This is a genomic window from Bacillus amyloliquefaciens DSM 7 = ATCC 23350 (assembly GCF_000196735.1).
Lineage (GTDB): Bacteria > Bacillota > Bacilli > Bacillales > Bacillaceae > Bacillus > Bacillus amyloliquefaciens.
On the sequence record NC_014551.1, the window covers coordinates 3,652,611 to 3,679,396 of the forward strand.

25 protein-coding genes and 1 pseudogene are annotated in these 26,786 nt (G+C 48.6%); 4 read left to right on the forward strand and 22 right to left on the reverse strand.

The features are described from left to right. Nucleotides 1-8: 8 nt before the first annotated feature. The 3 genes from BAMF_RS38825 (at nucleotide 9) to BAMF_RS38835 (ending at nucleotide 1,534) form a co-directional block, all read left to right on the forward strand. Complete coding sequence (locus tag BAMF_RS38825) at nucleotides 9-206, forward strand: helix-turn-helix transcriptional regulator (protein WP_013353980.1); 198 nt, start codon at nucleotides 9-11, stop codon at nucleotides 204-206. A gap of 2 nt (nucleotides 207-208) precedes the next feature. Beyond that, nucleotides 209-583, forward strand: a complete 375-nt coding sequence (locus BAMF_RS38830; protein ID WP_041481682.1) for a hypothetical protein — start codon at nucleotides 209-211, stop codon at nucleotides 581-583. Between the two features lie 171 nt (nucleotides 584-754). Beyond that, nucleotides 755-1,534 carry an SDR family oxidoreductase gene (locus tag BAMF_RS38835; protein ID WP_013353981.1) on the forward strand — a complete coding sequence of 260 codons (780 nt, stop codon included), beginning with the start codon at nucleotides 755-757 and terminating at the stop codon, nucleotides 1,532-1,534. Nucleotides 1,535-1,548: 14 nt separating this feature from the next. On the opposite strand, the gene BAMF_RS38840 is transcribed toward BAMF_RS38835, so the two are convergent. The 7 genes and pseudogenes from BAMF_RS38840 to BAMF_RS38870 all read right to left on the reverse strand — a co-directional run bounded on the left by BAMF_RS38840 (nucleotide 1,549) and on the right by BAMF_RS38870 (nucleotide 8,841). Next, complete coding sequence (locus BAMF_RS38840) at nucleotides 1,549-2,748, reverse strand: pyridoxal phosphate-dependent aminotransferase (protein ID WP_013353982.1); 1,200 nt, start codon at nucleotides 2,746-2,748, stop codon at nucleotides 1,549-1,551. Between the two features lie 12 nt (nucleotides 2,749-2,760). After that, nucleotides 2,761-3,942 carry an MFS transporter gene (locus BAMF_RS38845; protein ID WP_013353983.1) on the reverse strand — a complete coding sequence of 394 codons (1,182 nt, stop codon included), beginning with the start codon at nucleotides 3,940-3,942 and terminating at the stop codon, nucleotides 2,761-2,763. Next, the gene (locus tag BAMF_RS38850) at nucleotides 3,939-5,357 is read right to left on the reverse strand and encodes an ATP-grasp domain-containing protein (protein WP_013353984.1); all 1,419 of its coding nucleotides are present in this window, start codon (nucleotides 5,355-5,357) and stop codon (nucleotides 3,939-3,941) included. Before BAMF_RS38850 ends, BAMF_RS38845 begins: the two co-directional genes overlap by 4 nt. Before the next feature lie 16 nt (nucleotides 5,358-5,373). Then, a complete protein-coding gene (gene bacC, locus BAMF_RS38855) occupies nucleotides 5,374-6,135 on the reverse strand; it encodes a dihydroanticapsin 7-dehydrogenase (RefSeq protein WP_013353985.1) in 762 nt (253 codons plus the stop codon). Beyond that, entirely contained in the window at nucleotides 6,132-6,842 is a 711-nt protein-coding gene (locus BAMF_RS38860; RefSeq protein ID WP_041481683.1) for a cupin domain-containing protein, read from the reverse strand. The genes bacC and BAMF_RS38860 overlap by 4 nt, the downstream gene beginning before the upstream one ends. Continuing rightward, nucleotides 6,832-7,445 (reverse strand): annotated as a pseudogene (locus tag BAMF_RS38865) (type 2 periplasmic-binding domain-containing protein). Before BAMF_RS38865 ends, BAMF_RS38860 begins: the two are co-directional and overlap by 11 nt. 157 nt (nucleotides 7,446-7,602) lie before the next feature. Beyond that, nucleotides 7,603-8,841: an MFS transporter gene (locus BAMF_RS38870; RefSeq protein ID WP_013353988.1), complete on the reverse strand. Its 1,239-nt coding sequence runs from the start codon at nucleotides 8,839-8,841 to the stop codon at nucleotides 7,603-7,605. 220 nt (nucleotides 8,842-9,061) lie between these two features. On the opposite strand from BAMF_RS38870, the gene BAMF_RS38875 reads away from it, so the two are divergent. Continuing rightward, nucleotides 9,062-10,264, forward strand: coding sequence for a multidrug effflux MFS transporter (locus BAMF_RS38875; RefSeq protein ID WP_013353989.1), 1,203 nt, complete (start codon nucleotides 9,062-9,064; stop codon nucleotides 10,262-10,264). 31 nt (nucleotides 10,265-10,295) lie between these two features. Here the strand turns inward: BAMF_RS38875 and BAMF_RS38880 are convergent, their stop codons facing one another. The 15 genes from BAMF_RS38880 to BAMF_RS38950 form a co-directional block, all read right to left on the reverse strand. Beyond that, nucleotides 10,296-11,714 (reverse strand): amino acid permease, encoded by a 1,419-nt coding sequence (locus BAMF_RS38880; protein WP_014471189.1) that lies wholly within the window; start codon nucleotides 11,712-11,714, stop codon nucleotides 10,296-10,298. Between the two features lie 24 nt (nucleotides 11,715-11,738). Next, on the reverse strand, nucleotides 11,739-13,421 hold the full coding sequence (locus BAMF_RS38885) for a M20 family metallopeptidase (RefSeq protein WP_013353991.1): 1,683 nt from the start codon (nucleotides 13,419-13,421) through the stop codon (nucleotides 11,739-11,741). 71 nt (nucleotides 13,422-13,492) lie between these two features. Further along, nucleotides 13,493-15,040: an L-glutamate gamma-semialdehyde dehydrogenase gene (gene pruA / locus BAMF_RS38890; RefSeq protein WP_013353992.1), complete on the reverse strand. Its 1,548-nt coding sequence runs from the start codon at nucleotides 15,038-15,040 to the stop codon at nucleotides 13,493-13,495. 207 nt (nucleotides 15,041-15,247) lie between these two features. Next, nucleotides 15,248-16,534, reverse strand: coding sequence for a Glu/Leu/Phe/Val family dehydrogenase (locus BAMF_RS38895; protein WP_013353994.1), 1,287 nt, complete (start codon nucleotides 16,532-16,534; stop codon nucleotides 15,248-15,250). Nucleotides 16,535-16,721: 187 nt separating this feature from the next. After that, complete coding sequence (gene bslB / locus BAMF_RS38900; RefSeq protein ID WP_014471192.1) at nucleotides 16,722-17,183, reverse strand: biofilm surface layer hydrophobin BslB; 462 nt, start codon at nucleotides 17,181-17,183, stop codon at nucleotides 16,722-16,724. 225 nt (nucleotides 17,184-17,408) lie between these two features. Beyond that, nucleotides 17,409-17,864: a dTDP-4-dehydrorhamnose 3,5-epimerase family protein gene (locus BAMF_RS38905; RefSeq protein ID WP_014471193.1), complete on the reverse strand. Its 456-nt coding sequence runs from the start codon at nucleotides 17,862-17,864 to the stop codon at nucleotides 17,409-17,411. Further along, the gene (gene rfbD / locus BAMF_RS38910; RefSeq protein ID WP_013353997.1) at nucleotides 17,861-18,709 is read right to left on the reverse strand and encodes a dTDP-4-dehydrorhamnose reductase; all 849 of its coding nucleotides are present in this window, start codon (nucleotides 18,707-18,709) and stop codon (nucleotides 17,861-17,863) included. Before rfbD ends, BAMF_RS38905 begins: the two co-directional genes overlap by 4 nt. Before the next feature lie 20 nt (nucleotides 18,710-18,729). Further along, nucleotides 18,730-19,677 (reverse strand): dTDP-glucose 4,6-dehydratase, encoded by a 948-nt coding sequence (gene rfbB, locus BAMF_RS38915; RefSeq protein ID WP_013353998.1) that lies wholly within the window; start codon nucleotides 19,675-19,677, stop codon nucleotides 18,730-18,732. Between the two features lie 2 nt (nucleotides 19,678-19,679). Beyond that, the gene (locus BAMF_RS38920) at nucleotides 19,680-20,417 is read right to left on the reverse strand and encodes a sugar phosphate nucleotidyltransferase (protein WP_013353999.1); all 738 of its coding nucleotides are present in this window, start codon (nucleotides 20,415-20,417) and stop codon (nucleotides 19,680-19,682) included. A gap of 27 nt (nucleotides 20,418-20,444) precedes the next feature. After that, nucleotides 20,445-21,449 carry a PseG/SpsG family protein gene (locus BAMF_RS38925; protein WP_013354000.1) on the reverse strand — a complete coding sequence of 335 codons (1,005 nt, stop codon included), beginning with the start codon at nucleotides 21,447-21,449 and terminating at the stop codon, nucleotides 20,445-20,447. Between the two features lies 1 nt (nucleotide 21,450). Then, complete coding sequence (locus BAMF_RS38930) at nucleotides 21,451-22,191, reverse strand: cytidylyltransferase domain-containing protein (RefSeq protein ID WP_014472356.1); 741 nt, start codon at nucleotides 22,189-22,191, stop codon at nucleotides 21,451-21,453. Beyond that, nucleotides 22,184-23,305, reverse strand: coding sequence for an N-acetylneuraminate synthase family protein (locus BAMF_RS38935; RefSeq protein ID WP_013354002.1), 1,122 nt, complete (start codon nucleotides 23,303-23,305; stop codon nucleotides 22,184-22,186). Before BAMF_RS38935 ends, BAMF_RS38930 begins: the two co-directional genes overlap by 8 nt. Further along, nucleotides 23,305-24,168 (reverse strand): GNAT family N-acetyltransferase, encoded by an 864-nt coding sequence (locus BAMF_RS38940; protein WP_013354003.1) that lies wholly within the window; start codon nucleotides 24,166-24,168, stop codon nucleotides 23,305-23,307. Before BAMF_RS38940 ends, BAMF_RS38935 begins: the two co-directional genes overlap by 1 nt. Further along, complete coding sequence (locus BAMF_RS38945; RefSeq protein ID WP_013354004.1) at nucleotides 24,169-25,338, reverse strand: DegT/DnrJ/EryC1/StrS family aminotransferase; 1,170 nt, start codon at nucleotides 25,336-25,338, stop codon at nucleotides 24,169-24,171. Nucleotides 25,339-25,360: 22 nt separating this feature from the next. Next, nucleotides 25,361-26,785 (reverse strand): capsular polysaccharide export protein, LipB/KpsS family, encoded by a 1,425-nt coding sequence (locus tag BAMF_RS38950; RefSeq protein WP_013354005.1) that lies wholly within the window; start codon nucleotides 26,783-26,785, stop codon nucleotides 25,361-25,363. Between the last annotated feature and the right edge of the window lies 1 nt (nucleotide 26,786).

Consider the following 26,786-nt stretch of genomic DNA (forward strand, 5'->3'; position numbering starts at 1 on the left):
AAATATGAATGGAAAATCGGTTAAAAGAAATTAGACAAAGACATTCTTATTCACAGGAAACTTTAGCCCTGAAATTAAAAGTGTCCAGACAAACTATTATTTCAATTGAGAATGGGAAATATAACCCCTCCCTGCCCTTAGCTTTGAAAACAGCAAAGATTTTCAGAGAAAGTGTAGATAATATATTTTTGTTAGAGGAGGAATAAAAATGAAGAAAAACTTTTTTATGATTTCATTTGTTTTTTTCATCATTATATCAGGAGCTTTCATTGCACTTTCAGTATTTACTCAAACAAAATTACCTTCAATAACTTTTTCTACATTAACGCTTTCAATTATAAGCTATGTTCTATGGGCCACCTCCCCATCATTACCATTAAAAAGAGATGAACGAGGAAAGTTTATTATACAGAAGAGCTTGGCTCATACTGGTATGCTGACTTTCATTTATCTTTTTATTTTCTTGACTATATTTTATTTTAAATTAATCAACCTGGACAAAGAACAAATTTTACTCCTATTTTCCTCGCTAATTATAAGTACAGCGTTTTTATCAATCCTCATTCTGAATAAGAAATACTAACAATTAATAATTAGAAACCTTCATTATAATTCCAATCTAATGATATTAATCGAACACCCCCCGCCTCTTTGGCGGGTTTTCATTTGTCAGAATTTAAATAAAATTTGCTATTTTCGTCATTTTTTTTTACGATGTAAAAGAGATTCCATTTTGGTAAAGGGGTGCAGACAGTTGTCAAAACGAACCGCATTTATTATGGGAGCCAGTCAGGGGATCGGCAAAGCGATCGCTCTGAAACTGGCGGACAATGGCTTTCATACCGTCATTAATTCACGAGTTCCCGAAAATATTGAATCCGTAAAAGAAGAGATTCTCGCCAAACATCCGGATGCGGGCGTCACCGTTTTGGCCGGGGATATGTCGGATCAGGAGACGAGAAGCGGCATTTTTGAAGAAATCAGATCAAAATGCGGACGGCTTGATGTATTGATCAACAACATTCCGGGCGGCTCGCCGGACACTTTTGAAAACTGCGATATAGAGGATATGACAAATACCTTTACGAATAAAACAATCGCTTATATCGATTCTATGAAAACAGCCGCTGCGATCATGAAACAGCACGAATTCGGCCGAATCATTAATATTGTGGGAAACCTATGGAAAGAGCCCGGCGCCAACATGTTTACCAACAGCATGATGAACGCCGCTTTAATTAATGCCAGCAAAAATATCGCCATTCAGCTTGCGCCTTTTCATATCACTGTCAATTGTCTGAATCCCGGATTTATCGCCACAGACCGCTATCACCAATTCGTGCAGAATGTCATGAAGCAAAACGGCATTTCCAAAGCAGAAGCGGAAGAACGGATTGCCTCAGGCGTTCCGATGAAACGTGTCGGAACCGCAGAAGAAGCCGCGGCGCTGGCTGCCTTTCTCGCCTCGGAAGAAGCCTCTTATATTACGGGGCAGCAAGTGTCGGCCGACGGCGGAAGCATGAAAAGCATATAAAAAACATCCCGCTGTCAGCGGGATGTTTCTTGTAATGAAGCAAAGGACAAACCAAGCTTTTGAATCCGCAAAACGAATTCCCTCAAGTCCCCCTGCTTGGCCACCATTGATATTCTGACATAACGCTTTCCGCGGCTTCCGAAAATCTCGCCGGGCGTCACGACAACATGGGCATGCTCCAGCAGATAGTCCGAAAATTGGTGTGAAGACTCGAATTCATTCGGAATTTCAGCCCAGACATAAAAAGTCCCTTTCGGTTTTTCAATGCTCCAGCCCAATTCCATTTCACATAAATCCGTGAAAAAATCAATCCGTTCCTGATATGTGCGCTTCAGCCGTTCCGTATGTTCAGGGCTTCCTGACAGCGCCGCCGCTGCCGCCTGCTGAAGGCCGCCGAACATACCGACGAATACGTGATCCTGAAATTTATTGACCGCCTGAATGATCTTCTCATTCCCCACGGCAAACGCCATTCTCCAGCCTGCCATATTGAAGGTTTTCGAAAATGAATACAGCTCCGCGCCGACCGTCTTGGCTTCCTTCGCCTGGAGAAAACTGGCCGGGTTCTGATCAAATTCGAACGCGCCGTATGCAAAATCGTGAATGAGATGGATGTCATGTTTTTTAGCAAACGCCGCCGCTTTTTCATAAAACGCCTGATCCGCTGTCGCGCCCGTCGGGTTATTCGGGTAATTCAAAAACATCAGCTTGGCTTTTTTCAGGACGGCGGGATCAATCTGCTCAAAATCCGGCAGATAGCCGTTCTCTGGATGAAGCGGCATCTCATGCAGCTCCGCTCTGGCCATTGTGATTCCTGATAAATACTCAGGGTAGCCGGGGTTCGGGACTAAGGCGATGTCGCCGGGATTCAGCAGGCATTGCGTCAAAACGTACAAACCCGCCTTCCCTCCGCCGAACAGCGCAACTTCTGTCTCCGGATTGACCGATACACCGTATTCTCTCTCATAAAATTCCGCGATGGCTTCTTTCAGAAACGGATAGCCTCTGAACGGGCCGTATCCGTGATACGAAGGATTCAGCGCAGCCTCCCGCAATGATTGAACGATATGCGGCGGAGTGGGGAGATCGGGATTCCCCTGCCCTAGATTGATGATCCGGGCCCCCTTTTTCTCCAACTCTTTTACCTTTTGAAAAACGAGCGAAAATTCCTGTTTCGGAAGTGTCTTGATGACGTCGGACGGTATGATTTCCATCTGAAAGGCTCCTTATAAATGAATTTGCTCCGATTCGTTATTCCGTTCTGAAAACGATTTATTGACCAGTTTTGTATGCAGAAACAACCCGCTGACCAGAAGCACGATAAACGCCATGATAACCGCCGCATCTACAATGTTGATCAGCATGGAACCGACGGCGATGCACAATCCGATGGACGCCTCTGCCACGGAAAAGATCCGGCCCTGAATCTGGTTCGCCGCATTCTCCTGAACTTTGACCTTCGCCAGCACCTCGCCGTATTCCATTGCAATAAAGAAAAGAATGGCGGCAATGACTGACACGGCGAAAATCGGGGTGAACAAAAACAGCGCAAGTGAGACGATCGATAACACTGTAAAATACATCAGCCCTTTATTATTGTTAAAGCCCCATTTGCTGACAAGGGCGGCGCCGATAAAGCCGCCGAAGCCGATACAGAACGTCAGGATGAAATTGCCGATTTCCCCGTCGCCTAAAAAGCGGCTGACAATCGGAAAATAGCTGTAGACGACACCCCATAACAGCGCCATCGTAATCATCGTAAACATGGCGTTTAACACGAAAGCATTTGTTTTGATTTCCTTCAGGCCTTCCTTAAACGACTGAAAGGCTTCTCTCACGTTTTCTGACTGAATCGGCACGTATTGAAGCTTAATACGGCTGATGAAAAACGCGGAGACAAGGTAGGTTACCCCGTTAAAGGCGACGGCAAGCTCGACAGAACCGCCTAACAGAAAAAGTCCGCCGGCTGCAGCGCCGACAATAATCGAAATCGTCGTGGCTTTGGCAAATAAGGTATTGATATTTTTAATATCCGCTTCTAAAGATGACATGACCGCGAGACGGGCCGGGTTAAAAAATACGCCGCTTCCGTAAGAGACAAACAGCAGCGCCAGAAAAAGCAGCGGATATTCGCCTTTCGGGAGAAATGTCAGCCCCATGAAGATGACACCTCTGATTACATCCGTCCACAGCATGATTTTCACCCTGTCGAGCCGGTCGACAAGCACGCCTAAAAACGGCTGAAACACCATCGGAATGCTGCGGACCGCGATGACGCCGGACGTCACCCAGTAGTCATGGTAGTATGTAGACAAAATGAGCAGGGCCGGGAGAACGCAATAGTCTCCCATAAACGAAAGCGCCTGCCCGAAAAGCAAATACTTAGAGTTCGGTTTCAGCTGCTTCATACCGATAACGCATACTTTGCAGTCAGCTTCGCCTGCTGCTGAATTTGTTTGATTGATTCGGCCACGTCGTTCGAATTGCTTCCTTTCAGCTCAAACGCCGCAATGCTGTTGAACGCTTCGAACAGCCGCAGATCCACTGACGTACCCGCCTCAGCCGCTGAGAAAGAAACGAGTTCAGTGTCTCCCTTTAAGACGCCGTCAGGAATTTCAATGCTTTCAATGACGAAATCGACAACCGTCTCAGGCAGCTGGCCGTTCTCTTTGAAATGCTGAGGATACAAGTGGCAGTCTGCGACATAGCATGGCTCCTGCTCCAATAATCCTTTCGGCAGATCAGCTTCTTTTCCGTAACAGAGAACATCCAATAATAGCTGCGCCATATCAACGCCGAAGACCTTTTTAATATTCGGAATCATATTCCATCCCGCGAATCTGGCCGCTGACTCAATCAGTCCGGCTTCCCGGTTTTTCATTAATTTTATTTCTGTATGCGTTGCACAGTTTTCGAGGCCGAGTCCTTCATTCGCCTTCTTGGCAGCTTCGACGATTTTCCGCTTGGCGTCATCATCCAGGATGGACGGCGTAATATGCGCTGTCTCCGTGAATCCGATTTGCGGTGTTTTATCATGGATCGCAACGGGGAAGTATTCTCCGTCGGCCATGATGCCTTCGATGCTGATATAGTCGGAATAACCGCTTGTTTCGTACCAGTCATCATACTCGCCCTGCAAGAATTCTTCCGCGATAAACGGCGCTTCAAACGTCACCGCTTTCGGTACATTAATCGATTTCAAGTACTCATTGACTCTGTTGAATTCAGCTTCGGCCGTTTCCATCTCTTTAATAAGCGTCACGCCGATCGAGCTTGCCAGATATGTAGGCTTCAGAATAAGCGGCGTTCCGATTTCCTGAAGCGCGGCGCGGAAATCTTCCAGGGTCGTCACCCGTTTGTTTTTGATGGATTTGACGCCGGCCCGGTTGAAGGCGGCTCTCATTTTATTTTTATCTCTGGCGTTTTCAGCGGCCTGTACGCCCGCTCCCCGCAGGCCGAGACGTTTACACGCTTTTGCCATCGGAGCGATAAACAGTTCATTGTTGGTCGTAATGGCGTCAACCCCAAACATGTCGGCCACTTTCACGATTTCTTCGACGACTTCTTCCTCAGGTTTGTCATGATCTTCATGAGCCCAATAAATCGAATCGGGATGTTCAAAATCAGCCAGACTCTTAAAATAGTCTTTATCTTTAATGACCGCAATCGAGTATTTTTCAATTAAGGCCGCATGAGAGGCTGTAATTGCAAAGGGTCTCGGAATAAAGCTGACGAGGTTGTATTTTTCGGCTGCGCTTTTGTAAAACATATGCGGCGGGCAGCCCCCAAGATCAGCGATAACCAATACTGTTTTTCTCTCCATATGTAACACTCCTTCTCTATTGTGCGGTGTATCCACCGTCTGCGGTGATGGCGCTTCCGGTCATATAGCTTGATAAATCCGAGGCGAGAAACAGCATGACGTTCGCTATTTCTTCAGGCTTGCCGAGCCTCAGCAGCGGATTGACTTTCGCTTTTTCTTTTTTGATTTCTTCAAGCGTGCCTTCGTTATTTTCAAGGAACGACTTTTCATTCAAAGGTGTGTCGATGATTCCCGGACACACGCAATTGACGCGGATGTTGTGTTTCGCATAATCAACGGCCATAGAACGCGTCAGCTGCAAAACGCCGCCTTTAGAGGCGTTATATGCGGGAATGTCGGGCCATGCGACGACTCCCCCGACGGAGCACGTGTTAATGATATTGCCCTTGCCGCTTTTGAGCATATACTTCAGCGCGTGCTTGCTCATGAGAAACATGCCCGTCAGATTGACATTAAGCACCTTGTTCCAATCACTCAGCTCCATCTCATGAATCGGGGCGACAATTTCGATGCCGGCGTTATTGATTAACACGTCCAATCCGCCGAACTTGTCAACCGCTGACAGAATGGCATTTTGACATGCCGGTTCATTTGTAATATCCGTCTGGACAAAATGCAGCCTGTCATTATTTTCTTTCCGGATCATCGCTTCTCCCTGCGCCTCATCAATATCCGCGACGACCACATTTGCCTGCTGATTCAGAAACGCCTGAACCGCGGCATAACCGATGCCTGATGCGCCCCCTGTGATGAGGACGGTTTTATCCGTCAGGTTCATGACTCTTTCGCCTCTAATTTTTTCGCTTTTGCTCTGTTATAGCGCGGAGGGAAAAAGATATTGACTGATTTTGAGTCCTTTTCAAATCTGTTGATGGCGCCGTGATCTTCTCTCGGGTCGCAGAAATAGGCTGTTCCGAATGTCATATCCACTTTGCAGCCTTCAATGGTCATATCATAGCCGCCGCCGATGCAGATGCCGATCTGTTCATTGCGGTGTTTATGGAACGGCATTTCCCCGCCGTTGCCAGGAATGTTGGCAAGCATGATTTCCACCCAGTCCTCCACGAAGAATGTGACTTCCATACCAGGCAATAAGTCTCTTGTTTTAAAAATATTCAAAAAATAATCCTCGGGGCTTGTGTAGGTTTCACCGGCTTTAAGGCGTTTAATATCAATAGCGATCACTTCTTGATCCGTCTCATTTCTTGCGCCGTGTGGCACATGAGGAGGCGCGATATAAGCTGATTCCAGCGCCGTCATCTTTCTTGTGACGTCTCCGACTGTCATGGACAGCTCGCCGGAAACGACAAGGCCGATTTGGACTTCCTTATGCTGATGCGGTTCCACGTTTGTATGCGGCGGAACGTAAGAGAGCAGAACTTCCGTATCGCCTCTGACGGATGAATATTGTCTTACTCCGTTTTCCCATTCTATTAATTTAGGCGTCGGGAAATAAAGTTCCTGCAAGTCTTGTTTAGTTTTCATCATGAATCTCTCCTTTTCCGAATAATGACCAGCTCATGGGAATGCTTTTAAATGTTTTTACAAATTGAAGGCCGTACTTTTGTCTGGCCAGCTCATTTGTCAGCGCGATGTCGGACAAACCGTCCTTCACTCTTTTCGCGGCTGCGCTTGTTGAGTTCACCAGATCAAACGTGACATCTTTACGGGTAAAATACTTAATCAAATTGATAGGAGACGGGTGGGATACGATAACAGCCTTATCAAGCATGTCATCGGTATATTCAAAATCAGGCCGGACAGCCAGGCCGTACATTGGGGTGTCGCACCTGAAAATTTGCAGAAGCTGCAGATCCGGTCTCATGTAGAAATGCTTAATACCGTCATACGCGTGAGGCACAATTGTGTATTCCAACGGACTTTGAAGCGTTTTTTCAATGCACGATTCAAATGTATCATGCAGAGATAACTTGCTGTTCACCCCTTGGAGGAGGGTAAAATTGGTGATGAAGTTTTTTGCTGCTTACTCACTGCTAGTCCCTTCAGGACCGAGCGTGTTGATCTAATCAGTTTAGATATTGAATAAGCCTTGCTTTTCGTCTGAATGCTATTATCCAATATAATCATGAGCACCAATCTGTTAAATTTTAAGTAAATATTATCCATAGAAATTCAAACTGTCAATATTACTTGAAAATATTGATAATTATTCCTATATAATAGAAAACACCTTATGAGATAAGGTGTTAAAAATTAACATTTACAAAATTATAGAAACTTTATTTTACCGATACAATGATTGGTCAGCCGTATGCTCATGTCTGCCATATCTTCTGTAAGCAAAAACGCTGAGACCAAAGCCGATGAGGGTGACGGCCGCACAGATAAACCCGACAGCTGCATACCCGTATCCGACGTAGACCGGACCCATGACAGCCGAACCCAATGTCACGGCCAAATTGGACGCCAGACTGTAGAATGCCATGATTTTGCCCCGGCGGCTCTGTGAGCAATCGCTTAAAATGGTGCTGAGCAAGGTCACCGTCAGGCTTTGCATCAAGCCCCAGACGAATAACCCGATGACCAAAAACGGCATTGATGACGGCGCATAGGCGAGACAGGCAAGCCATATGCTGATAACGGCCAATGCCGCGATCAGGGAACGCATTTTTCCCGCCTTGTCGGCGATTTTCCCCGTGAACACACTCATGGAAAACCCGATTCCGTACACCATGATCATCAGCCCGGAAGCGGTATTTCCCCCCGGCAGCACGCGGTGAAGATACGTGCCGAGAAATGAATACATGCCGTAAAAACCGATCATGTTGCAAAAAGTGATCGTGAGGTATACAGGAACACGGGGCACCTTCAGCGCATCCCGGAAGGTGCCTGCCTGCCGTCCGCTTTCCTCCTCTGTTTTGTCCCCATCCGCCGTGCTGTGGCGCGCCTCAATGAAAATGAGCGAAGCAACGAGGACAGCCATCAGAGCGAAAATCCAAAACGTCCACCGCCAATTCAAAACGCCGCCGATAAAAGAGCCGATCGGAACACCGAAAATCAAAGCAAGCGACCAGCTTGAAACGATCAGACCCATCACCTTGCCCCGATGCGCATAAGGCACACGGTCGCCGACCAGCGCATAAGCTGTCGGCACAAACGCCCCCGCCGCAAGCCCGGAAAGCGCCCTGCCCAGAAAGAAGAAAAAGATATTGTGCGCCAGCGCGCAGATCACCGTGCCGGCCGTAAATATAAGAAGCCCCGCCATCAAGCTGAGTTCACGGGAATATTTATCTCCCAGCGGAACCAAAAGCGGCGCCCCGATAAAAATCATCACTCCGTAAATACTGATGGAAAGCGCCAGCACACTGACATCCGAGCTGAAAGCCTGCGCTAAATCCGGAAGCAGCGGGGAAATTACCAGCTCTTCAGAACCCGCGGCAAATACGCCTAATGTCAAAGCAAGCGCGAGAAAGACCGGAAATCGGCGTTTCGTTTCGATGTGATCGGTTTGTTTGCTGTTCATGCTCTTTGAACACCTCTTCCGTATAACTTTTCTACCTTTTGTTGTTTTATAGTTTAGCATCCTTATTTTTCATTTTACATTTCATTCGAAAACTAATTTCATTTTTTTATTTACATTCAGATTTTAAATAAAATATTTAGTTTATATTCAACAAATGTTATAAAATATGCCATCCGGTTATGCTATAGTGATAGAATCATTTGTTAAGGTGGGTCATGGAATGAATAACGGTTATTCAAAGGCCGGCCGCGCAGGCCTCGGCATGGTATTGATTCTCGGGACGCTGGCTTCATTCGGGCCGCTTTCGCTCGATATGTATCTGCCCGCTTTGCCTGAAGTGGCGGCCGACCTCCATACGTTAGCGTCACTTGCGCAGCTGAGCCTGACGTTTTGTCTTTTGGGGCTTGCGATCGGCCAGATTGTTGTCGGGCCGCTCAGTGATATGATCGGGCGCCGGAGGCCTCTGATTCTGTCATTGCTGCTTTATATGCTGTCTTCTTTATTATGCGCCTTCAGCCCTTCTGTTTCGTTTTTAATTGTCATGAGGTTTATTCAAGGATTCACAGGGGCGGCCGGAATCGTCATCGCACGGGCTTCCGCACGCGATATGTATTCCGGAAAAGAATTGACGGCTTTTTTCTCATTACTCATGCTTGTGAATGGTGCAGCGCCGATCTTAGCGCCGATTACAGGGGGATTTATCCTTCAGTTCGCCGGGTGGAAAATCGTGTTTATCGTGCTGGCGGTGATCGGCTGTATCATTTTTGCCGCAGTAATTACGGCATTGCCTGAGTCACTTCCGCCTGAAAAACGGACAAGCGGCGGACTCCGGGAGACGCTGATGACGTTTCGGGGCCTGCTCGGCGACCGGATGTTTATGGGAATTGCGCTCAGCCAGGCATTTGTGATGACCGGCATGTTCGCATATATTGCCGGGTCGCCGTTTGTGCTGCAAAACATCTACGGCGTGTCGGCGCAAACGTTCAGCCTGCTGTTCGCCATAAACGGAGCGGGAATCATATGCGCTGCTCAAATCACCGGGCGGATGGCCAAAACACATGATGAACGGAAGCTGTTTGTCGCCGGGCTTTTCATTGCCGTCATCGGGAGCATCGCTTTGCTTTTATCGCTTGCCTTCAGATTAGGCCTGACGGCGGTCTGCATTTCTTTATTTATTATTGTCTCTTCAGTCGGGGCCGTCACGACGACAGGGTTTTCTTTGGCTATGCAAAAACAAGAGAAAGGCGCGGGGAGCGCTGCGGCTCTTCTCGGACTCCTGCCTTTTATCGGCGGCGCGGCTGCCGCCCCACTGGTCGGGATAGCCGGAGAAGAAAACGCCTGGCCGATGGCTGTCAGCATTTTCGGTTTTCAGCTCTTTGCCGTTCTTTCCTATGTTCTGTCGGCAAAACGGAAAATAAAGTAAAGCCCGCCGCTTTTTGCGGAGGGCTTTCTTCTTATCCTGCGGCGCCTTTTTCCGAAGAAGCCGGCTCACGCTTCAAGCGTTTTTTGATACCGAAGTGATAATACGCGTAACAGATGATCATCAGCGGGACGCCGCAGTATAGACCGATACGCTGGTCGGGGATAAAGATGAGACTGATTAAGATCAGCCCGTAGACCGAAAATCCGAGAATCGGCACGAGCGGATAAAGAGGCGTTTTAAATGCCAGGTCTTCCAGATTTCCTCCTTCAGCGAGAAAGCGCCTGCGGAAAACGAATTGTGAAGCGCAGATTGACATCCACGCGACGACGGTAATCATACCCGAAATGGAAATCAGCCATACATACACCGTTTCAGCCGCGACTACACTTGTCAGCAGGGATAAACCGGAGATAGCGATGGTGATGGAAAGAGCTTTCAGGGGCACGCCTTTTTTCGTCAGTTTCGTTAAGAAAGCAGGGCCCATTTTGCTTTTTGATAGTGACCACATCATTCTGGACGAAGCGTACAGCCCGGAATTCGCCACCGACAGCATGGCGGTCAGAATGACAAAGTTCATGATATCAGCCGCATAGGGAACGCCGATTTTATCTAACACAGCCACAAACGGGCTTTCGATGACGCCTGCCGTTTGGTACGGCAAAATGGATACGAGAACAAACATCGCCAGCACAAAGAAAAACAGCGTCCGCCATATGACGTTTCGGATTGAGCGGGGAAGCGTCTTTTCCGGGTTTTCGCTTTCTCCCGAGGCGATTCCGACCAGTTCGGTTCCCTGAAAAGAAAAATTCACCATGACAAGCGTAAACAGCACAGCCTGTGCCCCGTTCGGGAAAAGCCCTTTGTCCGTCATAAAGTTTGACAGATACGGCGCCGTCTGACCGCCGTTAAAACCGACAAAGCCGAACACGGCAGCGCAGCCGAGAATAATAAACAATACAATGGCCATGACCTTAATGCTGGAAAACCAAAACTCCATTTCCGCAAAACTCCGCGCAGACAGCGCGTTAATGGAAAAAATGACGACGCCGAATACAAGGCACCACACCCAAATCGGAACGTCCGGAAACCACCGCTGCATTAAAATCCCCGCCGACGTCAGCTCAAGCCCCACTGTATTGGCCCAGCTGAATGCGTACATCCATCCGATCGTAAAACCCGTCGACGGCCCCAGGAACTTTGCGGCATACGCCTGGAACGAACCGGCGACCGGCATGGCGACTGCAAGCTCCCCCAAACAAAGCATCACCAGATACATTAAAAATCCGCCGATCACATAAGCCATTATCGCGCCGATCGGCCCCGCTTCACTGATCGTAAAACCTGAGCCCAGAAACAGCCCCGTCCCGATCACGCCGCCGAGGGCGATCATAAATAAATGCCGGCCCTTCATCGTGCGCTGTAATTCATTTTGATTGGTATCTCCCTGCATATACATCCCCCTTATCCCGTTATGTCAGCCATTTGTGCGTATGTCTAATCGGTAGCTGTGCAAAAGGTGCAGCGTCGTCTGCTGAATGAGTTCAGGCAGCACATGGAATGTGTACGGTTTATACACCCGTTCCGTCCATTTATGGCCGTCCTTGCCATACACCCCTATATTGACCGATGGAATATTTAATTCCCTGATTTCTTTAAAAGGAATCATGCCGATGACATCCCATCCCGGAAAATTATCGGTAAAGGCGGAGACCTCAGCGTCTGTTTCATGCAGCGATAAGAAGCTTCCGTCCGCTAAATAAGGGAAAAACTTTTTAAAAGCGAATGTTTCTCCTGTTGACGCCGCTGTTTTATCGACGGCTTCTTGAATGACATGCTGCAAAAGCCGGTCCCGCGTGCTCTCTTCCTTTAAATAATTGTGCGGAAGGTAAGGCGGCGCATAGAAAATAATGACCTTGGCTCCTTGCTCAGGATCAAGTTTTTGCAGTTCCTCTACGGCTTTAAAGCATCTCATCCGCAGTTCAAGATGTTCATACGTTTTAAACGTCTGCTCTATACACTGCGCCGGGTCTATGCCGCGGCTTCTCAGCCTTTTCAGGTAATCTTCCAGACTGTACACTTGAACGTTCCATGAGATCTCTTTTTTCGGAAGGCTCGTTCTCCTGTGATATTCGTCGTAATAATCAGATAATTTTCGCTCTGTCTCTTTGCAGGCTTCGTCAGCCACGGCAGTCAGCTGATCCATGATTTCTTTGGCGGTTTTTTCGTAAATAAAATAATTAAAATAGACGTAGCTGCTGACGGCGGTCTGCACGTTATACGCTTCCTTGTTGTCACGCTGGTACAGGCAGGTCGGCGGAAGCACAAGCTCTCCTTCAATGTTTTCTGCCATATGAATATTGTTATGGATTCTTCTGGTGATTTCTGAGGCGATCAAATTCGGGTCTATGCCGGACAGCGTATCCCCGACATGCACTTCCCGTCCGTAAATCGCAAAGCAAGGCAAAAGCTTCCCGGCGGCGCCCGTGTATATGTACCGTGTCGTGTCACCGTCATACAGCGGCGTGATAAAGTCGGTATTAATCGCCGCTAAATAACGAAGCTGTTTTTCTTGTTTCAGCCGTTTTAATTCAGAAATGCTTGTTAAGATGCCGGAATGCTGGCTTTCTTCATCCGGGTTTGCCATGAACAGAATATGGCCCGGCAATTGCTTACGCCGTTCAGAAAAGTGAAGCAGATTGGCGAGATGAACGGCAATACCGCTCTGCATATCAACCGATCCCCTTCCGAACATCCACTCGCCTGAGCGGGCGTCCCGCTGCACCTCCCGATCAAATTCATAGCTCGAGAAATACTCCGCGAGACGATCGGAATCAAAAGCGATATCTTTTAAAGGGCCGAAATCCTCAATGCCGACCGTATCAAGATGGGCGTGATAAATGACCGTATTCAGGCTGTCACCGTTTCCTTCAATAAACGCGAAAATATTTTTGCGGCCGTAAGGGTCCTCAGGAATCGCCTGCTCCCACACATGTGACGGGTTGTCCTGAAAGTAGGGAAAGCTCTTGATCATATCTTTGATATAGTCGGCCTTCTTTCCTTCTCCCAATGTGCCGTTAATGCTGTTTAATGCCACCAGCGATTTCGTAATGGCTTCTATTTTCTCCTCCGGAAGCATTTTGCTGAGCTGCTGATACATGTTTCATCCTCCTTACCCTCATATAGAGAAAATAGCGCGACTCTCTTTGTCATCGCGCTATTTCCGAAAGATTAATAGGCTTCAGATGTTGTTTTTGCCTGCATATGAAGAATCAGATAATCAGGTCCTCCGGCTTTTGAATCCGTTCCTGACATATTGAAGCCCCCGAACGGCTGGTATCCGACAATCGCACCTGTACAGCCGCGGTTGAAATATAGATTTCCGACGTGAAAGTCTTCACGGGCGCGTTCAATGTGCGCGCGGGTTTTCGATAACAGAGCGCCTGTCAGGCCGTAATCCGTATTGTTGGCGATCTCAAGCATATGGTCGAAATCCCGGGCTTTAGAGATCGCGACGACCGGCCCGAAAATTTCCTCCTGCATCAGGCGGGCGTTTTCATCTACATCCGCAAAAATAGTCGGCTGAATAAAGTATCCTTTCGAATCATCACCTTCGCCTCCCGTCAGAAGTTTTCCTTCTGTTTTGCCGATTTCGATATAACTCATGACTTTATTATAAGACGCTTCGTGGATGACAGGCCCCATGTATGTATCAAAATCTTCCGGACTTCCGACGGTGAGTGATTTTGTTAAAGCGACGGCTTTTTCGACAACTTCATCATAGACGTCCTGATGAATGACCGCGCGGGAACCGGCCGAGCATTTTTGGCCTGAAAATCCGAAAGCGGAATACACGATTGAGGAAGCGGCCAGATCAAGATCAGCATCTCTGTCTACAAGCACCGTATCTTTTCCGCCCATCTCGGCGATGACCCGTTTCAGCCATTTTTGGCCCGGCTGCACTTTTGCGGCTCGTTCATAGATGCGGCATCCGACCGCACGGGAGCCTGTAAATGACACAAATCTCGTCTTCGGATGCTCAACCAGGAAGTCTCCGATTTCTCCTCCGTCGCCCGGTATGAATTGGAGCACGCCGTCCGGCAGACCCGCTTCCTTCATCACTTCAACGAATTTCGCCGCCACGACAGGCGCCGCATCCGCCGGTTTCAGCAATATTGTGTTGCCTGTTACGATAGCCGCTGCCGCCGTTCCGGCCATAATCGCAAGCGGGAAGTTGAATGGAGAAATGACGATTCCCACACCAAGCGGCTCATAATGATATTGATTAAATTCTCCGTCACGGCTCTTTACAGGGGAACCGTCTTTCAGCTTCAGCATCTGACGGGCGTAGTACTCTAAAAAGTCGATCGCTTCCGCCGTATCCGCATCCGCTTCCTTCCACGGTTTTCCCGCTTCTTTCACAAGGTACGCGGAAAATTCGTGCTTTCTTCTGCGGATGATCGCCGCCGCTTTAAACAGCACGTTCGCGCGATGTTCCGGCCGTACTTTTTTCCATGTTTGAAATGCCTCAAGCGCCGCCTGCATGGCCTTCTCCGCAAGCTCTTTGCCGGCCGCCGATACAGTGCCGATCACTTCTTTTTTATCGGCCGGATTGACGGAAACGATTTTTTTATCCGTCTCAATCGATTCACCGTTGATGATAATCGGATAATGCTTGCCCAGCTGTGAATTCACATAAGCCAGCGCTTCTTGAAACGATTGTTTATTTGTCTCTTCCTGAAAATTTGTAAACGGTTCGTGTGCGTATGAAACTGTCATTAGAATTCCTCCTCGTATTTTGTAATGTGTGCTCACGCTTTATGAAGATGCAAGAAGCATACCAGCATAACAAGCTGTGATAAAAAAAAGAAAATCTCTGCCGAAAGCGGACGAAGCTTGTCCGAATCTGTCAGCTTCATCCAGAAAACGCAAAGAAATTTTGCGATCCTTTATATATACGGCGCAAAATTCCTTTGCGGATAACACTTATACCCAGCCGCGGAAACGGGCGGCTTCAGCCGATTTTCTGATGCCTGTCATATATGCGGCCAAACGCATATCGACCTTGTGGGTATGCGCTGTCTGATAAATGGATTCAAATGAATTCACCATAACACTGCGCAGTTTTCCGGCGACTTCCTCCGCTGACCAGTAAAATCCCTGATTATTCTGCACCCATTCAAAATAAGACACTGTCACGCCGCCCGCGCTTGCCAAAATATCCGGCACAAGAAGCACGCCTCTTTCATTCAGGATTTTCGTGGCGTCGATCGTTGTCGGCCCGTTCGCCGCTTCCACAATGATCGAGGCTTTAATGTTATGAGCGTTTTCAGCCGTAATCTGATTGGAGATCGCGGCAGGCACGAGAATATCACAGTCTTTCTCCAGCAGCTCCCGATTCGTTATGATATCTGAGAAAAGATTCGTCACCGTGCCGAAGCTGTCCCGCTTATCCAGCAGGTAATCAACGTCAAGGCCGTCAGGATCATACAAAGCGCCGTGGGCGTCTGAGATGCCGATCACCTTGGCGCCCGCGTCATGCATAAATTTAGCGAGAAAACTTCCGGCATTTCCGAACCCTTGAATGATGATGCGCGCATTTTCCAATGGAATCCCTTTTTTCTTAACGGCTTCCTCAATACAAATCGTGACGCCTTGCGCGGTCGCCGTTTCCCGCCCCTGTGAACCGCCGAGAACGATCGGTTTGCCCGTAATGAATCCCGGTGAATCAAATTCTCTCAGCCGGCTGTATTCGTCCATCATCCACGCCATAATCTGCGAGTTGGTATATACGTCGGGAGCCGGAATATCCTTTGTCGGGCCGACGATCTGGCTGATCGCCCGCACATATCCGCGGCTCAGCCGTTCCAGCTCCCCGAATGACATCGTCCGCGGATCACAGATGATGCCTCCTTTTCCGCCCCCGTAAGGAAGATTTGTGATGCCGCATTTTAAAGTCATCCAGATGGAAAGCGCCTTGACCTCTTCTTCACTGACTTCAGGGTGAAACCGCACGCCCCCTTTTGTCGGGCCGACCGCATCATTATGCTGTGAACGATAGCCCGTGAAAACCTGTACTGAGCCATTGTCCATTTTGACCGGAATGCGGACGGTCAAAAGCCGCATCGGCTCTTTCATTAATTCATACATATTATCGGGATACCCCAGTTTACGCAGGGCTTCCTTAATGATCGATTGTGTTGACAAGAACAAATTAAGAACTTCTTTTTCTTCATCTTTCTGATTGCTTTTAGAAAGCGGGTTGGCTGACATGTTTTATCACCTCATCGTATTTTACGTGTAAGCTTCAATTACCGGCAGAACAAAAATGTAAGCGCTTTTACACCAAAACCCATCAATCCCTTTCACATTGTCGTTACGCCCCTTTTTATATGCAAGATTCATGCCAGGATTTTGCGCATAAAAAAAGAGGCTGTTGTGCAGCCTCTTTCATCCCGGATTAACGCGGGTCAATGACCAGTTTTGTTTCGGCGTAAAGACTGCCGGCACCCAAACCGTTTACGTAATCGCCTTTGATTGTATACGTGCCGGCGCGCGGAAGGTTTTTACGCACCAGAACGAGATTGTATTCAGTCGCTCCCAGCAAGTCAAGGGTAAGCGGGAGTCTGACCGTTTTTCCATAGTTGAGAATTTGCGTTTCTTTCAATGTTCTTCCGTTTACAGAGTCCCTCACAGTGGCGTTGAACCCGTCGGGAAATTGAAATTCAATGGCACCGACGGCAAGCAGCGCATTCGGCTTGTATGTGACTTCAATATCAGACGTCGCGTATTCTTTCGTACTGTTGATGGTTTTCGCTTCAATAACGGCAGATTGGGCATTCGCATGAAAAGATGGCAAGAACACAGCTAAAAATACAGCAGCACTGATGAAAAAAGCAGAAAATGATTTTCTTTTTAACATCATTGATTCCTCCAGATTATATGGGATTCAGAGCGTCCTCTGCCGGAAAAGCGTGTCTGATGATTCCATTCGCGCGAATTGGAGTTTCTCTTTTCCTGAGAATAATCTACCACCTTTACCCATGTAAGTAAATTGTTTTTTAAGAATATTCTATCTTTTATTTTCAAAGGTTCACATCAGCTGAAAATCAAAAAACGAAGACATCCGCTGTCTCCGTCTTGTGCGCTACCGATGAGCCGTCTTCCAGTCAAATCCGATGGTTTCATCATTCCACGGGATTCTTTTTTCGTCAGGCTGATCCGGATTATAGGACATTGTCGTAAAATAAATAATAGTCAGCGGGGTTTCTCCCAGCACTCTGTAACCGTGCGCGACTCCTTTGGGAATGAGAAGCAGCATCGGATTGTCTTCTCCCATGTAGTAGACATCCGTTTCTCCCTTGGTTGCTGACTCTTCGCGAAGGTCATGCAGCACGACTTGGGCATGGCCCGTCGGGAAAAACCACAGGTCATCCTGTTTCTCATGATAGTGAAACGCTTTAATGACGCCGGGATAGCTTTTTGACCAGGAAGCCTGCCCGAAATGTTCCAGAAGTTGTTCATCGTCACGGACGAGTTCTGAGAAAAAACCTCGGTCGTCACTGTGTTTGATCAGCTTTTTGATTTTTACGCCTTCGATCACTTGCACTGTCCCTCCCTTTGTAAATAATCCCGCAGCGCATCCCGCCAATGCCTCATGCCAAGCCCCTGCCGTTCAATCGACTCAAGGCTTAACACCGAGTAAGCGGGACGGGGCGTCTTATTTCCGTATTCCTCCGTCGTGACGGGCAGCACATCGGCGGTCCTGCCGCTTTCTTCAAAAATGGCCTTGGCGAATTCATACCAGCTGCACACTCCGCTGTTTGCGGCGTGGTACGTGCCCGGCGGCCTGTCAAAGAGACCGATCACCGTTTCGGCTAAATCCTTTGTGTAGGTCGGTGCGCCGACTTGATCGTTTACGACACGCACTTGATCATGTGTATCCGCAAGCTTCAGCATCGTATTGACAAAGTTGTTCCCGCCGCTGCCGTACACCCACGATGTTCTGATAATGGTGTGGTTTTTTCCCGTTAACCGGATCAGTTCTTCGCCGAGTTTTTTGCTTTTTCCGTAAATCGTTCCGGGGTCTGCGGGATCATCTGTGTGAGAAGGCCGTGTTCCTTTGCCGCTGAAGACGTAATCGGTGCTGATGTGAATAAATCTCGCTCCGGTATTTTCAGCCTCAAGCGATGTATAATAGGCTCCGATTCCGTTTATTAAATACGCTTTGTCGAGCTCCGTTTCACATTTGTCAACGGAGGTGTATGCCGCCGTATTGACGACGATATCCGGCTTGTAATGGCTGAACGAGTGCCGCACCGATTGCTGGTCGGATATATTCATCATCGCTTTTGTCAGGGCGATCACTTCATACCCTTCCTGCTTCAGTCGGCGGCATAACTCCCGCCCCAGCTGGCCGGCCGCTCCGGTTACTAATACCTTTGTCAATCGGATCCCCTTCTTTCCGATTAGTCTTGGCTGCCTGTATACCAGCGAATGGTTCTTCTCATTCCTTCTTCAAACGTTACGTCCTGCCGCCAGCCCAGCTCTTGTTTCAGCTTTGTGGCATTGATGGCGTAACGGCGGTCATGCCCTTTTCTGTCTTCGACATGGGCAAACCGTCCCTCGACTCCGAGCTCCTTCATGATAAAAGCCGCCAGATCTTTATTCGTCCGTTCATTTCCGCCGCCGATATTGTAAATTTCGCCGAGCGTTCCTTTTTCCAGTACAAGTTTAATGGCGCGGCAATGATCTTCGGCAAACAGCCAGTCTCTGATCTGCATCCCGTCGCCGTACAGCGGAACCGGCGTGCCGTTTACGGCGTGTCTGATAATGGTCGGAATCATTTTCTCGTGATGCTGATAAGGCCCGTAATTGTTGCTGCATCTCGTAATGATGGCGGGAAGCTTATGGGTTTTCACATAGGACATGACGAGCAGGTCTGAGCTTGCCTTGCTTGCGGAATACGGATTATTCGGCGAAAGCGGCGTCGTCTCCGTAAAAGCGGGATCATCCGGCCCCAAATCTCCGTACACCTCGTCAGTTGAAATATGAATCAGTCTGCCGGCCTTTCCCTGTAACACCGCGTCGGCCAGTCGGTATGTGCCCATCACATTTGTTGTGATAAACGGCTCTGCCTGATTTATGCTTCTGTCCACATGAGATTCAGCCGCAAAATGAATGACGGCGTCATACATTTGGGAAAAGGCTTTGTCGATGTCCTCTTTTTTAGAGATGTCACCTTTAATAAAACGGAAACGGCCGTTCTTTTTTAAGGCTTCTATTTCAAGCGGCCTGCTTGCATACGTGAGATTATCCAGGACGGTAATCTGCGCGTCCGTTTCTTTCAGCATCATGTTTGTAAAGGTGAGGCCGATAAATCCGGCGCCGCCTGTAATTAAATATGATTTTGGCATGATTAATGTTCCTGTCCTTTCTGTATCGCCTGTTGCGCCAGGCTTCCGGCGAGGCAGAGCGATTCATGCGTGCCCGCATCCACCCACCAGCCCTTTAACACATCATACGTCAGCTCACTGTGTTCAATGTATAAATTATTGACATCCGTAATTTCCAGCTCGCCGCGTTTTGAAGGGGAAATTTGATCAATATAAGAAAACACTTCGGCGTCATACATGTAGATCCCTGTGACGCATAGGCTGGTCGGCGGCTGCTCCGGCTTTTCAATGATCGACTTGATCCGTTTGTTTTTTTCATCAATCTCGGCGATGCCGAAGCGCTCAGGATCATCAACTTCCTTCAGCAGCACTTTCGCTCCTTTTCCCTGCTGTGCGAAGCGTTCCGTATAAGGTTTTAATGAATCTTCAAAAATATTATCTCCTAAAAGCAGAACGAACGGGTCGCGTCCGGTGAACCGTTTTGCGTACGATAAAGCGTCCGAAATGCCGGATGCGGCGGGCTGAACCTGATATGTGATCGAGACGCCGAGCTCTTCTCCGTTTTCAAGAAGTTTATGAAATTGCGGAATATACTCTTTTTGCGTAATCAGCAATATATCCTTAATTCCCGCTTCTTCCAGCTTCATGATCGACCAGTAAATCATCGGATATGGACCGACAGGGAGTAAATGCTTATTGACCGCTTTCGTCAGCGGCATAAGGCGTGAGCCGGTGCCTCCGGCTAAGATAACACCTTTCACATCAACACTTCCTTACGTGTGGTTTTATCACAATTCAAAAAGAATCGCCGCCGCCCGTTTGATGCCTCTCCCGTCAACCAGCGGCGTTCCGTTCTGATGAAGTCCGAGCCGCATCTGATAATCAGCGGTCAGCTCAGACATATGCCGAGCAAGAACGTCCGCTGACATGCGTTCTCCGAGGCCGAGATGAACGGCGGCTCCCCGTCCGGCGAATTTTTCTGCCGTCACGGTTTGATGCGCCACTTGAGATAGAACGATGCAGGGCACACCCGTACAAATGGTTTCATATAAAGTAATGCCGCCGGACACGACGGCCATATCAGCCTTTGTGAGAAGCTCGGCCATGTCATTTGTCTGCCTTACCAACCCGGCATAAGGCATTTGCGCAATAAGCGCGCGCACGTCATCAGCGTGTGGAGCGGCGCCGCCCATGACGATGATCACCTGTTTGCGCTGAATATCCGGAATGCGGCGGCATGCTTCTATCACTTTAAAGACAAGCTTCTTAGGGTCGCTTCCTCCTAAAGAAACCAAAATGGTCCGGCATTCTTTTCTGAGCTGATAGAGCTGTTTGGCTTTTTCAAAACCCGGATGAAGAATCATATATTCCGGGCCTTCATATACAACGGCGCTGCCCATTTTAACCATCCGGCTTTTCAGTCCGCCATATATGCAGTTTATGACGGCATCGCATAAATGAATAACATGTTCCCGTTTTTCTTCAAACAAGACGATGCGGGCAGATGAGTGCTTTTTGATTTCTTCAAGCCAGTCACACGGTATATCGAGCAGATCGAATATGAGCAGGTCAGGAGCCTGCCGGTTTATTTCCCGGACAATAAATTCCTTCTGTCCCTTGTCAGGCTTGATGATTACTTCCCATTTGTCAGAAGAAAGATAAGAGGAAGCCTCTTTGTTGGTATAAAACGTAATGGAGCATTTGGTCTTAATGGCATCGGCAAGCAGTTTCATCCGGACGACGTGCCCCATGCCGATTTCATAGCCCCCGTCTGAGAATATCAAAACCCGCATCTTAATCAGCCTCTTTTTGCCGGATCATCTGATTAATGGCTCTGAGCTCCGGATCGCTATTCAGCAGATGAATTAATTCCTTTGCCGGAATATCAGGGCGCGCTCCTGCTTTTGCGTACAGCTCGCAGGCCAGCCGGTAGTCCTCTTCGGTATCGACGGTCAGCCGCAAGTGAGGAGCACGAAGTTCCTGCGGGGGTTCTGGAAAGAGGAGCCGATACTTCTCAGGAGATTCTCTTATCAAAAGTGTCACATGCTCCTGATATTTGTCCGCCAGCGTTTTGGCGGCGCTCAGTTCTGTTAAAAGATTCGCGTTTACCGCCTCGCCGCCGATGCCGAGCGGCGTACCCCCGATATACGTGTAATCCGCGTGCTGGTCTGAATGCGATTTAATCAGAAGATCAAGCAGCGAAGGATCGACAAACGGGTTATCCCCCGTCAGTCTGACTGCGATGGCCGGTTTTACTTGTTCGATGACTTGTGCAAACCGGTCAAGCACGCGCTGCTCGCTGCCGCGGTGCACACGGTAGTGCTTGCTGAGGCAGTGTGCGGACAGTATGTCGTCGGTCTTATTGTCAGACGTGGCGATGATCAGATTATCCCGTGATTGATCATAATACGCGCTTTGCCGAACTCTTTTGACAATCATATCGAGAATGGTATATCCGCCGATCGGCTTCAGCACTTTGCCTGGAAGACGCTCGCTTCCCATCCGTGCCTGAATGATAAACAGAATGTCAGTCATCATAAGAGCTGCCTTTCGTCAAAAGGTCATCCCAGGTGATGCCCGTGTCGGCGGGGATATCCCTGACCGCACGCGCCCCGTCAGTTAAAAGTTCAAAATACCTCGGGTGAAGCCCCTGCGGCTTTTGTCCGGGACGAAGAACGGCAATGTTATCCGCTGTAAAACATTCGCCTTTTTGAATCGGCGCTGTTGAAAAAATGCCTCTGTAAGCGAATTTCCTGATATCCCCCTCAATTGATGTCGTGGTTTTATGGGAGCTTCCCGACAGTATTTCCGGCACCGGAGCGTGATGCCCCTGTCTCAGCTCCGCTTCAGCTGAACGGATCGCCGCAACCATTTCCTTTAATTCATCCGGATTGAGGGCGAAGGAGTGATCGGCGCCGGGCAGGTTTTTGTCTATCGTAAAATGCTTTTCGATCAGCTTCGCTCCGAGCCTGACAGCTGCGCACGGGACGTCATACGGGTGGGCGCTGTGGTCGGAAAAGCCGATCACAGCATCCGGGAAAGCGGCGGCGAGCATGGGAATGACGCTCAGATTGCTGTATTCAGGCGGTGCGGGATATTTCGCCACACAGTGCATAATCGCAATCTCTTTGTTCCCCTCGCCGGTAATAGTTTTATAAGCCTCCTGAATATCTGAAATATCAGCGCCCGCGGTTGAAAAGATAATCGGGGTCTTCAGCCCCGCGACATATTTCAATAACGGCAGATGGTTCAGCTCATAGGAGGCGATTTTAAAAGCTGACGGAGATGTCGCATATAATAAGTCCGCAGAGCCTTCGTCACATACCGTGCTTAAAAACAGCACGCCTTTTTTCTTACAATAGTCAAGCAGCGGTTCTATCCATTCGGCGGGCATTTCCATTGATTGCACTAAAGAAAATATTGAGACGTCTTTACCCGCTGCGGTTTTGTACAAGCCGGGGTCTTTCTGATACATTTTGTCCGCCTGAAACATTTGAAACTTGACTGCATCCGCACCGGCCTCACTGGCCGCGTCTATCAATTCAAACGCCTGGCTCAGTTTTCCGTCATGATTAATCCCGGCTTCGGCGATGATGAAAACGGGCGAACCTTCGCCGATTGACTTCGATCCGATTTTGCATGATGCCATCAGTCCGCCTCCTTCCCGGGCCACACATGATAATAGTAATAAGACGCATCCGCTTTAAATCCCATTCTTTCATACAGGCGGATGGCTCTTACATTGTGAAGCTGCGTTCCCGCTGATACAGTCTTATGCTGAAAGCGCAGTGATTGTTCAATAATGCGCGCCGCTAAATGGTATCCCGCGCCCTTTCCTTCAAATCCCGGTTTTACCGCCATCAGATCAAGGACAAATTCATCGCCTTTAGACAGCCCTTGAACAAAGCCCACGGTCTCTCCCTTGTATTTGGCGGCGAATTGTAAGGAAGCTCTGCCTTCCGCATTATTCCGCGCCCACTCTTCAAACAGGCGGTTTGCACTTTCATAGCTGAGATGAGGGTCTTGGTAATACCTGCTTTTTGTAAAGGCGTCGCGGGCCAGCCGGCTGATCGCTTCCGTGTCGCCGGGTCCGGCTTCTGTAATCTCAAACGGCGGCGCACTGTTATAAACACGCACCGGACTGACGAGCTTGAACAAACTCCCGACAAAACAGGCGGTCGGAAGCTGCTGAACGACCTGCATAGCTCCGACATCTTCAGCCGGTATTTTAATAAATATAAAATCGGTGCCGTCAGCCCGCCTTGAGGCGTAAAACTCCTGAAACAGCCTTTTGAGCTGCCCGGTGCTGTTTGCGGCTGCGAGCTTCACATTGATGATTTTTTTTTGGAACAATTGACTTTCCCACGAAGAGTTTTCGTATAAAATCACGCCTTGAAGGCTGTTTTCTTCCAATAAACAGAGCGACGATTCATAGGCCTCCGGCTGAATGCCCTTTTGATGGAGAAAGGCTTGAATCATGTCTTGAGTAAGATTTTCCCTCAGTCTGTACACCTAATCAGCCCCTTTGATGATATCCGTAACGGCTGCAATGACGTATTCAACGTCATCATCTGTCATTGACGGATAAAGAGGGAGTGATACGGTGCGGTGATAATACGCGGCCGCGGCCGGAAAATCAGTTTCCTTATATCCGTATGTTTTTTGATAATACGGATGGAACGGAACCGGAATAAAATGAACGCTTGTGCCGATATTATATTGGTCTTTCAAAGCGGAAATCAGATCGTTCCGGCTGATTCCTGCTTCCTGCTCCTCTACTTGAATAACATACAAATGCCATGCATGCCGTCCGTTCTCACTGACATATGGGACGGTCAGCCCTTTCATGTCTCTGAAGGCGTCCTGGTAGCGGGCCGCAATTTCGGCTCTTCTTTCCTGCATGCTGTCAATCCGTTTCAGCTGATGAAGCCCAAGCGCCGCCTGAAGATCAAACATATTCATTTTATAGCCGGGCGTTTCGACCTCATAGTACCAGCTTCCGTTTGAAGAATAACGGTTCCACGCGCCTTTGCTCATGCCGTGAAGGCTGAGCACCCTGATCTGGTCGGCAAGCCTGTCATCATCCGTCGTCAGCATGCCGCCTTCTCCGGTTGCCAGGTTTTTTGTCGCGTAGAAACTGAATGCCGTCGCGTCCCCGATTGATCCGATCATTTTCTGTTTATAAGTGGTGTACACGGCATGGGCCGCATCCTCTAAGACAAACAGCTGATGCTTTTCGGCAATGGCCAGAATCTGATCCATCTCACACGACTGGCCGGCGAAATGAACGGGCACAATCGCCTTTGTCTGCGGGGTCACAGCCGCCTCAATTTTCTCAGGGTCCGCATTCAAGGTAAGCGGATCAATGTCTACAAACACCGGAACTGCGCCTGTATGCACGATTGTATTGGCTGTTGAACTGAACGTCACGGCAGACGTAATGACCTCGTCGCCGGGACCGATCCCTTTCGCTTTCAGGGCCAAAAACAACGCGGCGGTACATGAATTCAGCGCGATCGCGTGCTTTGCTCCCGTCCAGGCGGCGAAAGCTTTTTCAAACGCCTCCACTTTCGGTCCCTTTGAAAGCCAGCCCGTTTCAAGCGTATCAATAACCTCCTGAATTTCGTCCTTCCCGATCATGGGCAATGAATAGGGAAGAAAAGATGATCTTTTTTGCACCATTTTCTTTGCGCTCCTATCTTTTTTATGAAGGGTCAACCCGTCTGAAGTCGACTCCGGTTTTTTCCTGAAGCACTCGGCATAAAGCGGCCAGCGAATCCTGAACAGGATAGTTCGCGGCGATAAAAGTGCGGCGCGCCTTTTCTGCCTTTTGATATTCGTCGGGGCTTTCGCATACCCGAATCAATTCCTGAGCAAGCGCCTGCGGGTCCTCAAAAGCAAATTCCCCGAGAGAATGATAATAAGGGTATTGGCGGGTTCCCGCTGATTTTCCGATCAGTACGGGTTTCTGAAACAGCATCGCTTCAAGGCCGACCGTTGATGTCTGCGTCACCGCGGCGTCAACATACGGGAGAATATCATAAAGCCCCATTTCTTTTTTGATGATTTTGCCGGCTTTATATTTCCGCAGCACCTGATGGTAAGCATCCAGCTTGTTTTTGCCGATTTCCCACGGATGCGGTTTAATAATAAGCTGCATGTTCTTATGCTTGATCAGTTCTTCAAGAACTCCCGTATAAAATTCATCAGAGAACGGCTGAGTGGCGATCAGCACCGTCCGCTTTGACGGGAGAAAGGAAAGCTTTCGGTAAAACGTGTCCTTATCTATCGGCTCTCTTGAGAAAATCTCGTCGAAACGGGGATGACCCGTGATGATGATTTGTTCCTCCCTGCAGCCTTTTGCTTTATACCACTCCGCTTCATAAGCCCCGAACACAGCCTGATAGTCCGTAAACACGGGCAGAAACGCTTCATCTCCCATGAGCGCCCCATGCTGAAGACAGATGCTGACGGCGTTTTTTTTCGCGCACATCAGCGCAAGCACACGGCTGTAAATATCCTCTGTCGTGCCGACTACAACGGCGGAAATGTTCTCGGCCGTAAACAAAATATCAATGGCATCAATCGCTTCAATAAATAACGGAATGTCTTTATACAAACGCTCCTGAAACGCTCTGTTTCCGAAAGCGGGATGGCTGCTGTGCTCTTTCAGAATGGAATGGGCTTTTTCAATATAAGGGACGGGGTTCCCTTTTTTGTCCATTCCCGTCAGCTCCAATTTGCTGATAACGGGCAGCCCGTGATGATCAGGAAGACTCCATCTGGCTAAAACCGCCGTTTTCGCCGGATCAAACTGCCGGTAGTTTCCCTCGGTGAATCGAAGGTGGTCAAAATGCAGAATGACTTTTCCGTTTACCGGTTTCTCATCTGTTTTCTTAATGGTTTGCTTCTTTTGATCAAAATAAGACTGAATATTGGCTTCAGGAATATGCCGGTCAGCCGGGCCGAAAAGCTCTGGGTTCTGCTCCATGCTCTCCCGAAGCGCCGGACTGATATATTGATAAAAATTACTGATCAATGCGAGCGGGATGTCTTTGTAGCGAAGTGAATGAAAAAGGTCAATATACTGCCGGTACAGCACCCAATAGTTCGCTAAGTATGCCGACAAG